Source organism: Pseudomonas sp. UBA7530, from assembly GCF_002479365.1.
GTDB lineage: Bacteria > Pseudomonadota > Gammaproteobacteria > Pseudomonadales > Pseudomonadaceae > Aquipseudomonas.
In genome coordinates this window covers 205,276-215,891 of record NZ_DLMS01000011.1, presented here as the reverse complement: position 1 = coordinate 215,891, position 10,616 = coordinate 205,276, and the positions used below count along the sequence as shown (strand labels likewise).

Annotated in this window: 10 protein-coding genes and 1 pseudogene; 3 read left to right on the top strand and 8 right to left on the bottom strand. The window is 62.3% G+C overall.

Translation table 11 applies throughout. The features are described 5' to 3' along the window. The 5 genes and pseudogenes from B2U07_RS14990 to B2U07_RS14970 form a co-directional block, all read right to left on the bottom strand. Positions 1-573: pseudogene (locus tag B2U07_RS14990) on the bottom strand (GGDEF domain-containing protein); the annotation flags it as partial. 5 nt (positions 574-578) lie between these two features. Further along, on the bottom strand, positions 579-1,451 hold the full coding sequence (locus tag B2U07_RS14985; protein WP_296277197.1) for an endonuclease/exonuclease/phosphatase family protein: 873 nt from the start codon (positions 1,449-1,451) through the stop codon (positions 579-581). Positions 1,452-1,471: 20 nt separating this feature from the next. Then, positions 1,472-2,098 (bottom strand): thiol:disulfide interchange protein DsbA/DsbL, encoded by a 627-nt coding sequence (locus B2U07_RS14980; protein ID WP_275546563.1) that lies wholly within the window; start codon positions 2,096-2,098, stop codon positions 1,472-1,474. Positions 2,099-2,253: 155 nt separating this feature from the next. Next, positions 2,254-2,859 (bottom strand): c-type cytochrome, encoded by a 606-nt coding sequence (locus tag B2U07_RS14975; RefSeq protein WP_197857687.1) that lies wholly within the window; start codon positions 2,857-2,859, stop codon positions 2,254-2,256. Positions 2,860-2,909: 50 nt separating this feature from the next. Further along, on the bottom strand, positions 2,910-3,200 hold the full coding sequence (locus tag B2U07_RS14970; RefSeq protein WP_296277196.1) for a c-type cytochrome: 291 nt from the start codon (positions 3,198-3,200) through the stop codon (positions 2,910-2,912). A 384-nt stretch (positions 3,201-3,584) separates the two neighbouring features. Here B2U07_RS14970 and yihA point away from each other — a divergent pair, with 384 nt between their 5' ends. Continuing rightward, positions 3,585-4,235: a ribosome biogenesis GTP-binding protein YihA/YsxC gene (gene yihA, locus B2U07_RS14965; RefSeq protein WP_296277195.1), complete on the top strand. Its 651-nt coding sequence runs from the start codon at positions 3,585-3,587 to the stop codon at positions 4,233-4,235. Positions 4,236-4,676: 441 nt separating this feature from the next. Here the strand turns inward: yihA and polA are convergent, their stop codons facing one another. Continuing rightward, entirely contained in the window at positions 4,677-7,472 is a 2,796-nt protein-coding gene (gene polA, locus B2U07_RS14960) for a DNA polymerase I (RefSeq protein ID WP_296277194.1), read from the bottom strand. A 74-nt stretch (positions 7,473-7,546) separates the two neighbouring features. Between polA and B2U07_RS14955 the strand changes: the two genes are divergently transcribed. Both B2U07_RS14955 and B2U07_RS14950 read left to right on the top strand, forming a co-directional pair. After that, the gene (locus B2U07_RS14955; protein ID WP_275546559.1) at positions 7,547-7,831 is read left to right on the top strand and encodes a DUF2782 domain-containing protein; all 285 of its coding nucleotides are present in this window, start codon (positions 7,547-7,549) and stop codon (positions 7,829-7,831) included. Positions 7,832-7,847: 16 nt separating this feature from the next. Continuing rightward, positions 7,848-8,798, top strand: coding sequence for a homoserine kinase (locus tag B2U07_RS14950; protein ID WP_296277193.1), 951 nt, complete (start codon positions 7,848-7,850; stop codon positions 8,796-8,798). A 262-nt stretch (positions 8,799-9,060) separates the two neighbouring features. On the opposite strand, the gene B2U07_RS14945 is transcribed toward B2U07_RS14950, so the two are convergent. Further along, positions 9,061-9,693, bottom strand: a complete 633-nt coding sequence (locus tag B2U07_RS14945; RefSeq protein ID WP_017361113.1) for an SCO family protein — start codon at positions 9,691-9,693, stop codon at positions 9,061-9,063. 8 nt (positions 9,694-9,701) lie between these two features. After that, positions 9,702-10,601 carry a heme o synthase gene (gene cyoE, locus B2U07_RS14940; protein WP_013713322.1) on the bottom strand — a complete coding sequence of 300 codons (900 nt, stop codon included), beginning with the start codon at positions 10,599-10,601 and terminating at the stop codon, positions 9,702-9,704. Positions 10,602-10,616 lie beyond the last annotated feature (15 nt).

Genomic DNA, 10,616 nt, shown 5'->3' with positions numbered 1-10,616 from the left:
AGGTGCAGGTGCAGGTGCAGGATTAGTATGTGCGGCCTCTTCGCCGCTCTCGCCGCGTGAGCCGAATAGACGCTGCAGCAAGCCCGGCTGCTCCTGCACCGGCGTTTGCAGAACTGTCAGCGCCTGCCCTTGTAGATTGCTCAGCTGGCTGAGCAGCGCGGGCAGCAGATACTGGTGACTGGTGGCATCCTGCAGCTGCTTGCCGAGCGACTTGAGCGCCTTGCGCACCTCACGCGGTGGCTGCAGGCGCTGGAGCTGTTCGATCAGACCTGCCAGTGCCGTGGCGGCCTCGCCGGCACGCTGCTGGCGGCGCTGCTCGGAATCCAGCACGGCCTTTTCCAGACGGGGAATCAGGCCACCCAAGGCGGCATCCATCTCATCACGACGGAGGATGTCACGCATTTCCTGCATGCATTGATCGACCGCCTTGTCCGCGCCCTCGGCAGCCAAGCTGCTGCGCACCAGGCCACGGCGCAACAGATCCAGACGCGACTCCCAGAGTCGCTCGAGCTTTTCCTGCTGCTCCAGGCTGCTCAGGTATTTGTCTTTCCAGCGTTGCGCGTCATCGCTCATACGGCTTACTCAGGAGATGGCGTCTTCAGCATAGGCATTTGCGCGCTATTCTGTGCTCCTGGCAGGCGGATTTCCACGGCCACGGGAAGATGATCGGAAATGGGCTGACTAAGTACGTCGACGCGTCCTAGTTCAAGCTCAGAGCTGAGCAGGATATGGTCGAGACAGCGCTGCGGGCGCCAGCTGGGAAAGGTCGCCTCGACCTGCGGGGCAAGCAGACCGAGATCACGCAGCGGGGAGTTCTCCAGCAGATCGACGGCATGAGTGTTCATGTCGCCCATCAGCACCAGATGACGAAACTCGCTGACCCGCTCGCGGATGTAGGCCAGCTGCCGGGTACGGGTGCGGGCACCCAGGGCCAGGTGCATCATCACCACGCACAGCGCGTGCTCGCCTTCACCCAGACGTAGAAAGATCGCCCCCCGCCCAGGTGGTCCAGGCAACGGATGATCCTCCAACAAGGTAGGCCGCAAGCGGCTAAGCACGCCGTTACTGTGCTGGGCGAGACGCCCGAGATTGCGATTGAGCTGTTGATACCAGTAGGGGAAGGCACCCTGCTGGGCCAGGTATTCAACCTGATTGACATAGCCCGAGCGCAGACTGCCGCCATCGACTTCCTGCAGCGCCACCAGGTCGAAATCGGCGAGCAGATCGCCAATGCGCTGCAGGTTGCCGGTGCGCCCGGCATGGGGCAGTAAATGCTGCCAACTGCGCGTCAGGTAGTGGTGATAACGCTGGGTGTTGATGCCGACCTGGACATTGAAACTGAGCAGGCGCAAAAGGCTGTCGGCTGGCCAGTCAGCCTGCGGCGAGCAGTGCGGATTGATCTGTGGATCGCACAGACCAACCGCACGTGTCTTCCGCCAGCGGCGCATCATGTTTAGCGCCTGCGGGGCGCTTAGAGCGCCTCGCGCTCCTTGGCGATCAGGTGGTCAGCCACCTGAAGGGTCTGCTGCGGGCCGCCGGTCGAACCCAGGTCGAAGCGGTACTTGCCGCCGACGATCATCACCGGTACGCCAGTGATCTGGTACGCCATGGCCAGTTTTTTGGCCTTTTCCATCTGGCCTTTGACGGCGAAGGAATTGAAGGTCTTGAGGAAGGCGTCGCGATCCACGCCCTGAGTGGCGACGAAGTCGGCGAACTCTTCAGCCGAGGCCAGCTTCTTCTTCTCCTGATGGATGGCATTGAACACGGCGTCATGCACCTTGTGTTCGACCTTCATCATTTCCAGGGTGATGAATGCCTGGCCGTGCACGTTCCAAACGCCGCCGAACAGCGCCGGGACACGGACGAAGTTGACGTCTTCCGGCAGTTTCTCGACCCAGGGATTGAGCGTCGCCTCGAACTGGTAGCAGTGCGGGCAGCCGTACCAGAACAGCTCCACCACCTCGACCTTGCCGGGCTTGGACACCGGCACCGGGCTTTTCAACTCGACATACTGCTGGCCTGCGACCGGTTCGGCGTGGGCAGTAAGGCCGAACAGGCTGCTGATCGCCAGAGCGGCGCCGAGAATCAGGTTACGCATGAGGGTACTCCTTGGCTGGATAAGCTTCGCCCTGATGGCGATTCGAGACTATGACTCGCTACCGCTGGGCCGGTTCCGCCCATTGTAGCCATGACGCATACGAAAAAGGGTGGCCGAAGCCACCCTTTGTCTTGCCAAAAGCAACGGCGGTCTAATCAGTGCAGACCCTGGATGAAGCTGGAAACAGCTTCGATATCCTTGTTGCTGAGCTTGGCGGCGATGGCGCGCATGATCATCGCGTCGCCGTCGTTGGTGCGATTGCCTTCGCGGAAGTCGGTCAGCTGCTTGGCCACGTACTGCGCGTGCTGGCCACCCAGGTGCGGGAAGCCGGCAGCAGCCAGGCCAGCGCCGTCTGGCGAATGGCAGCCGGTGCAGGATGGCATGCCTTCTTCCAGCTTGCCGCCACGGAACAGCGCTTCACCACGTGCGACCAGCTTGGGATCGGCAGCACCGACACTCATCTTCTGGCTGGCGAAGTAAGCGGCGATGTCAGCCATGTCTTGGTCGCTGAGGTTGTCCAGCATGCCTGTCATCTCGACCACCGGACGAGCGCCGGACTTGATGTCGTGTAGCTGCTTGAGCAAGTAACGCTCGCCCTGACCGGCCAGCTTGGGGAAGTTAGGCGCAGGGCTGTTGCCATCGGCGCCATGGCAGGCACCACAGACAGCGACTTTGCCCTGACCGGCTTCGGCATCGCCAGCAGCCTGAGCCACACCGGTGAGGCCCAGGGTCAACAGCAGACTCACGAGTACTTTGTTCATCAGCTAATCCAATTACGGCTAAGAGAGAAAGGGTTATCGGCTGGGCTTACTCATTCGGTCATCAACTTGATGACCGCCTGGTAATCCTCGGCCGTGCAGTCCATGCACAGGCCGCGCGGCGGCATGGCATTCAAACCATTGGTGACGCTCTGCACCAGTGTATCCATGCCCTTGGCCAGGCGTGGTTCCCAAGCGGCCTTGTCGCCCGTCTTGGGCGCCGTGGGGATCTGGCCGTTGTGGCATACGCCACAGGAGCGGTCGTACACCGCTTGCGGATCCTGAGCAGCATAGCCGTTGAACGACAGAGTCATGACGGCGGCTGCGAGCAGCATTTTCTTCATCAGATCAACCTCATCAGGGTTGGAAGCGTCCTGCTTTCTATCGAGCAGAGATGTAATCGCTCCCGGCAATTGGGTTCCTGCGGGTGGGACAAAGCGCACACAAAATCTGCGGCATTATATACTGGCAACGCTGAAACGGAAACGACGCCGCTTGCCACGCCACCTGGCGTGCAGCAGGTGCGCGGAAATGTCGCAAGCCCTCGAGCCGCCAGAGGAGTATCTACAAAGCAGCGAGCGAAGGTCAGGCAAGGCGGAGGCAGCCGAGAACGCGGAATGTACGAGTGGTACATGAGCATTTTGAGGCTGGTTCCAACGCAGCATGGTCGAGCGCAGCAATTTGTAGGCACCCTCTCACGGAATCGAGGCAACCACCGGATACCCTCCATGCTCCCGAAGAACCCCATCATCGGTCTGTGCCAGCAGGCCAGCTTCCTCATCAGTGCCGCCAAGGTCGACCAGTGCCCCGAGGACAGCGGTCTGGAAGTCGCCTTCGCCGGCCGTTCCAACGCGGGCAAGTCGAGCGCGCTGAACACCCTGACCCATGCCAGCCTGGCGCGCACGTCGAAGACGCCAGGGCGCACCCAACTGCTCAACTTCTTCCGCCTGGACGACGAACGCCGCCTGGTGGACCTGCCCGGCTACGGCTACGCCAAGGTGCCGATCCCGCTCAAGCAGCACTGGCAGAAGCATCTGGAAGCGTACCTGGGCAGTCGCGAAAGCCTGTGCGGTCTGGTGCTGATGATGGATATTCGCCATCCGCTGACCGAATTCGATTGCATGATGTTGGATTGGTCGGTGGCCAGCGGCATGCCGCTGCATATCCTGCTGACGAAAGCAGACAAACTGGCCTTCGGCGCGGCGAAGAACGCCCTACTCAAGGTGCGTCAGGACATTCGCAAGCAGTGGGGCGAAGGCATCAGCATCCAGTTGTTCTCGGCGCCCAAGCGCATGGGCGTGGAAGAGGCGCAGATGGTGCTGGCCGGTTGGCTGGATCTGTTGCCGGAAGAGGGTGAGGAAGGCGTCGAGCAGGAATAAGACGCAGGGCGCGCCGGGAACGTAGCAATGTTCGGTGCGCGCGGAGCACCGACGGAGCTGCAGCAGCCCGTTTGGACGTGAAAGAGCATCACAAGCGCCCTCTCCCGCCCTTCGGGCACCCTCTCCCATAAATGGGAGAGGGTCATCAGAATGCCGCTAGCGGCAGTTTTTTATAGGCAAAAAAAACCCCGAGCTTCGTATGGGGAGGGAGAAGTTCGGGGTCCAAGGTCTGAACCGCTAGGGCGGGGTTCAGATGTCTGCCAACACTTAACACAACAAAGGAGCATGAAGGCCTCAACGGCCATTCATGAAATCTGACCGGACGGGTTTGGGGAAAGTTCATCGGCGCCCTAAAAACCATTTGCCATAAGAAAGTGTCTTTTGATTCCTCAAACCCCTAAGCCAGAGCGGCCGCGGCTGTACGCCGCGGCGCTGCCTAACTTAGTGCGCTTCGTCCCAATTGGTACCAACGCCTACTTCCACCAGTAGCGGCACGTCCAGATCGGAGGCGCCACTCATCAGGCTCTTGAGTTTGGCTCCAACCTCATCGACCAGCTCCTCGCGCACCTCCAGTACCAGTTCATCGTGCACCTGCATGATGATGCGCGCATCGATGGTGCTCTCCTGCAACCAGCCATCCACGGCGATCATCGCGCGCTTGATGATGTCCGCTGCAGTGCCCTGCATCGGCGCGTTGATCGCCGCACGTTCGGCGCCCTTGCGCATCGCCTGGTTCTGCGCATGGATTTCCGGCAGGTACAGGCGACGGCCGTAGACCGTCTCCACATAGCCCTGCTCAGCAGCCTGGGCGCGCGTGCGCTCCATATAGGTCAACACGCCTGGATAACGGGCGAAGTAGCGGTCGATATAGGCCTGTGCCTCCTTGCGCTCGACGTCGATCTGCTTGGCCAGACCGAAGGCGCTCATGCCGTAGATCAGGCCGAAGTTGATGGCCTTGGCCTTGCGTCGCTGATCGCTGGTCACCTCCTCCAGCGCCACACCGAATACCTCGGCGGCAGTGGCCTTGTGCACGTCCAGATCGTCGCGGAAGGCACTCAACAGCCCCTCGTCCTTGGCCAGGTGGGCCATGATGCGCAACTCGATCTGCGAGTAGTCCGCCGCCATCAGCTTGTAGCCCTGGGGCGCAACGAAGGCCTGGCGGATGCGCCGCCCCTCGGCGGTGCGGATCGGGATGTTCTGCAGGTTCGGGTCGCTCGACGACAGCCGGCCAGTTGCCGCCACCGCCTGATGGTAACTGGTGTGAATGCGCCCGGTACGCGGGTTGATCTGCTCCGGCAGCTTGTCGGTGTAGGTGCTCTTGAGCTTGCTCAAGGAGCGGTACTGCATCAGCACCTTGGGCAACTCGAAATCCTGCTCGGCGAGTTCGGCGAGCACCGCCTCGGCGGTTGAGGGCTGGCCCTTGGCAGTCTTGCTGATCACCGGGTAGCCGAGTTTCTCGTAAAGGATCACGCCCAGTTGCTTGGGTGAGGACAGATTGAAAGGCTCGCCGGCAATCTCGAAGGCCTTGCGCTCCAGCTCCACCAGTTTTTCGCCCAGTTCGACGCTCTGCTCGCCAAGCAGCTTGGCATCGACCAGCGCGCCGTTGCGCTCGATGCGCGCCAGCACCGGCATCAGCGGAATTTCGATTTCGCGCAGCACCTTGGCCAGGGACGGCACGGCTTCGAGGCGGCGCCACAACTCCTGGTGCAGGCGCAGGGTCACGTCGGCGTCTTCGGCGGCATAGGGGCCGGCCTGTTCCAGGGCGATCTGATCGAAGGTCAGCTGCTTGGCGCCCTTGCCGGCGATGTCCTCGAAGCGAATGGTGCTGTGATTCAGGTACTTCAACGCCAGGCTGTCCATGTCGTGACGGGTGGCGGTGGAGTCCAGCACGTAGGATTCGAGCATGGTGTCGAAGGCCACGCCCTGCACCGTGATCGGTGTGCTGGCGTTGGCCAGGACGTTGATGTCGTACTTGGCGTGCTGGCCGACCTTGGCCTTGGCCGGGTCTTCGAGGATCGGTTTGAGCGCCTTGAGCACCGCATCGCGATCGAGCTGCTGCGGCACGCCCATGTAACTGTGCGCCAGCGGCACGTAGGCTGCCTCACCGGCCTTGACCGCGAAGGACAGACCGACCAGTTGCGCCTGCTGCGCATCGAGGCTGGTGGTCTCGCTGTCAAAGGCGATCAGCTCGGCCTGCTCCAGCTTCTTCAGCCACTCATCGAACTGTGCCTGCTCCAGCACCAGTTGGTAGTCACCGGCGCTGGCCGGCGCTGGCTCGGCCGCGTCTTCGACGGCCTCGCTGGCCGGCTCGGCGAACAGGTCGCCGGCAGGGGCCACTGCCTTGGCCGCCAGCGTCTTGTTCTGGCGCAACAGGTCGTCGAGCCAGTTCTTGAATTCCAGCTGACCGTACAGTTCGACCAGGGCGGCAAGGTCCGGCTCGCCGGGATGCAGCGAGTCGATGGCGATGTTCAATGGCACGTCGGTCTTGATGGTCGCCAGCTGATACGACAGATAAGCCATGTCGCGGTGTTCCTCGAGCTTGGCCGGCAGGCTCTTGGCGCCGCGAATCGGCAACTCGGGAATCTTATCGAGGTTGGCGTAGAGCACATCGAGGCCACCGCCGACCCCGACCAGCAGGCCGAGCGCGGTTTTTTCGCCCACGCCCGGTACGCCGGGAATGTTGTCGACCTTGTCGCCCATCAGCGCCAGGTAGTCGATGATCAGCTCAGGGCCGACGCCGAATTTCCCTTTCACGCCATCGATGTCGTACACGCTTCCGGTCATGGTGTTGACCAGCGTAACGTGCGGGCAGACCAACTGCGCCATGTCCTTGTCACCGGTGGAAATCACCACGTCGCAACCTTCGCCGGCGGCCTGGCGGGCCAGGGTGCCGATCACGTCATCGGCTTCCACACCTTCGACGCACAGCAGCGGCAGGCCAAGGGCACGCACGCTGGCATGCAGCGGCTCGACCTGCACCCGCAGTTCGTCCGGCATGGACGGGCGATTGGCCTTGTATTCGGCGAACAACTCGTCACGGAAAGTGCCGCCCTTGGCGTCGAAGACCACGGCAAACGGGCTGTTCGGGTACTGCTTGCGCAGGCTCTTGAGCATGTTCAGCACGCCCTTTACCGCTCCGGTGGGCATGCCCCTGGAGGTGGTCAGCGGCGGCAGGGCGTGGAAGGCGCGGTACAGGTACGAGGAACCGTCGACCAGAACGAGGGGAGCTTGGCTCATGCGCGGGATCAACCTTTTCGGCGGGTGCAGCGGTAGAATGGCTGCATCGGTGAATATCAAGGAGCAAGGTTATCATGGGTACATTGAATCGCCTTTTGCTGGTCGGCCTGCTGGCCTGTCTTCCACTTGCCGCGCATGCCGATGACCCGGTCTCGGGCGACCCGGACGTGACCATTCGCCAGGACGGCGACCGCACCATTCAGGAATACCGGGTCAATGGCTTCCTTTATGCCATCAAGGTCATCCCGAAGAACGGCAAACCCTACTTTCTCGTTCGCGCCGATGGCAGCGACGGCAACTTTGTACGTTCGGACGATCCGGACATGCTGATCCCTTCGTGGGAAATCTTTAGCTGGTAAGCGATTAAGGTCTGATATGTCGGTATTCACCCCCCTGGAGCGTCATCAGCTCGAAGTCTTCCTGGCGCCCTACGGGCTTGGGCGGTTGCGTGACTTTCAGGGCATTGCTGCGGGTAGCGAAAACAGCAACTTCTTCGTCAGCCTAGAGCAGGGCGAGTACGTCCTGACCCTGGTCGAACGCGGCCCGGTGGCCGACCTGCCATTTTTCATCGAACTGCTCGACGTGCTCCACGACGCCGGCCTGCCGGTGCCCTACGCCCTGCGCACGCAGGACGACGCGGCACTGCGCAGCCTGGCGGAGAAGCCGGCGCTGCTGCAGCCGCGGCTTTCCGGCAAGCATGTGCGCGACGCTAACGCCCACCACTGCCAGGAGGTGGGCAGCCTGCTGGCGCGCATCCACCTGGCCACGCGTGATGCGCCCATCGAACGCCGCAGCGACCGCGGCCTGGACTGGATGCTCGCCGAAGGTCCGAGCCAGGCGCAAAAACTCGATGCGCAGGCATTGCCGCTGCTGCGTGATGCACTGGCCGAGATCGCCGAGCTGAAACCGCGCATCCTCGCTCTGCCGCGGGCGAACCTGCATGCCGATCTGTTCCGCGACAACGTGCTGTTCGACGGCAACCATCTGGCCGGGGTGATCGACTTCTACAACGCCTGCTCCGGGCCGATGCTCTATGACCTGGCGATCACCCTCAACGACTGGTGCTCGCACGAAGACGGCAGCCTCGATGGTGCTCGCGCCCGTGCGCTGCTCGGCGCTTATGCGGCGCTGCGGCCGTTCAGCGCTGCAGAAGCCGAGCTGTGGCCGGCCATGCTGCGCGTGGCCTGCGTGCGCTTCTGGCTGTCGCGCCTGATCGCCGCCGAATCCTTCGCCGGGCAGGAAGTGCTGATTCATGATCCGGCCGAATTCCAGCGGCGCCTGGCGCAGCGTCAACAGGTCAACCTGCCGCTGCCATTCGCACTGTAGTGAGATCGACGCGTTTCGTAGGATGAGTTAGCCACCTGTAACGCATTGCTGAATAACTCTCTCTGTTCCTACGGCGACGTAACCCACCGTCGGCGCAGCGCCATCCATTGCCTGGTGGGTTACGCGGCGCGCCAAGTTCAGTTGCGTTTATGCGACCGGGGCTTTGCGCCGCTAACCCACCCTACGGGTCTGCGTCGGGCCGTAGCCCGGATGAAATCCGGGAAATGATGGTAATAGCGGTGCGTAAGCGCACCCCAGCGGATCAGCTACCCGAAACCAGGCCCGGCAGTTGTTCGGCCAGCTTGGCATTGTTGATCGGCGCGCGGATGAAGCCGCGCTGGGTGCCATCCGGGCCGATGATCACCAGGTTGCCGCTGTGATCGACGGTGTAGTTTTCCTTGCTGGTGTCGGCCGGGATGTAGGGGATGCTCACCGAGTTGGCGAACTTCTGCAGGGTTTCCTCTTCGCCGGTCAGGCCCTTGAAGCCCGCATTGAAGAAGCCCAGGTACTTGCTCAACTGCTCCGGCGTGTCGCGGTGCGGGTCGACGCTGACCATCACTACCTCGAGCCGTGCGCGGGTTTCTTCGGGTAACTGTCCCTGCAACTGGCGCAGCTGGGCCAGGGTGGCCGGGCAGATGTCCGGGCAGAAGGTATAACCGAAGAACAGCAGCTTCCAGTCGCCCTTGAGCTGATCAACCGCGACTTCCTTGCCGTCCTGATCGACCAGGCTCAGCGCCGGCAGGCTGCGGTTCTGCGGCAGCAGGACAATCCCGGCATCGAGCAACGCCGCCGGGTCACCCTGGCTCTTGCTGCTGAGCACCTTGTTGACGGTTAGCCCCAGCACCAGGGCCACGATTGCGACAAGAACGAAAACCGTTGTGTGGGTACGCGTCATGAAGAGCCTTAAATGTTCAGCAACAGATAGTGATCCGCCAGCAAAGCGATAAACAGCAGGAACAGATACCAGATACTGTACTTGAAGGTGTTGATCGCGGCGTGCGGTTTGCTGTCACGGTACAGCACCCAGGCCCAGTGCAGGAAGCGGCCGCCCAGCAGCACAGCGCAGGCCAGGTAAAGCGGGCCGCTCATGTGGATGGCGTAAGGCAGCAGCGTCACCGCGAACATCACCAGGGTATAAAGCAGGATATGCACCTTGGTGTAGTGCTCACCGTGGGTCACCGGCAGCATGGGGATGTCGGCCTTGGCGTATTCTTCCTTGCGGTGGATGGCCAGGGCCCAGAAATGCGGCGGCGTCCAGGCGAAGATGATCAGCACCAGCAGCAGCGGCTCGGCACTCAGGTGACCGGTGACGGCGACCCAGCCCAGCAGCGGCGGCGCAGCGCCCGCCAGGCCGCCGATGACGATATTCTGCGGCGTCGCACGTTTGAGAAAGCCGGTGTAGATCACTGCGTAACCGAGTAGCGAAGCCAGCGTCAGCCAGGCGGCCAGTTCGTTGGTGAACACCATCAGCAGGCTCATGCCGGCAATGGCCAGAGCCAGGGCGAAAGTCAGCGCCGCCACCGGCGAAACGCGCCCAGCCGTGACCGGACGCTTGTGCGTACGCGCCATGATCGAGTCGATGCGCCGGTCCACCACGTGATTGACCGCCGCAGCGGCGCCAGCGCACAGGCCGATGCCGAGGTTGCCGAACAACAACACCGTCCAGGGCACGCCTGCACGGGTGGCGAGGAACATGCCGACCAGCGAGGTGATCAGCATCAGCATCACCACCCTTGGCTTGGTCAGCTCCAGATAATCGCGCCAGGTGGCGCGTTCGGAGTGGGTGCGCAGCATTGTCGCCATGGCATTTCTCCCTGA

Coding starts and splice junctions, on each gene's coding strand:
- B2U07_RS14985 (WP_296277197.1), bottom strand. CDS start 1,451: ATGATGCGCCGCTGGCGGAAGACACGTGCGGTTGGTCTGTGCGATCCA.
- B2U07_RS14980 (WP_275546563.1), bottom strand. CDS start 2,098: ATGCGTAACCTGATTCTCGGCGCCGCTCTGGCGATCAGCAGCCTGTTC.
- B2U07_RS14975 (WP_197857687.1), bottom strand. CDS start 2,859: ATGAACAAAGTACTCGTGAGTCTGCTGTTGACCCTGGGCCTCACCGGT.
- B2U07_RS14970 (WP_296277196.1), bottom strand. CDS start 3,200: ATGAAGAAAATGCTGCTCGCAGCCGCCGTCATGACTCTGTCGTTCAAC.
- yihA (WP_296277195.1), top strand. CDS start 3,585: ATGCTCCCGAAGAACCCCATCATCGGTCTGTGCCAGCAGGCCAGCTTC.
- polA (WP_296277194.1), bottom strand. CDS start 7,472: ATGAGCCAAGCTCCCCTCGTTCTGGTCGACGGTTCCTCGTACCTGTAC.
- B2U07_RS14955 (WP_275546559.1), top strand. CDS start 7,547: ATGGGTACATTGAATCGCCTTTTGCTGGTCGGCCTGCTGGCCTGTCTT.
- B2U07_RS14950 (WP_296277193.1), top strand. CDS start 7,848: ATGTCGGTATTCACCCCCCTGGAGCGTCATCAGCTCGAAGTCTTCCTG.
- B2U07_RS14945 (WP_017361113.1), bottom strand. CDS start 9,693: ATGACGCGTACCCACACAACGGTTTTCGTTCTTGTCGCAATCGTGGCC.
- cyoE (WP_013713322.1), bottom strand. CDS start 10,601: ATGGCGACAATGCTGCGCACCCACTCCGAACGCGCCACCTGGCGCGAT.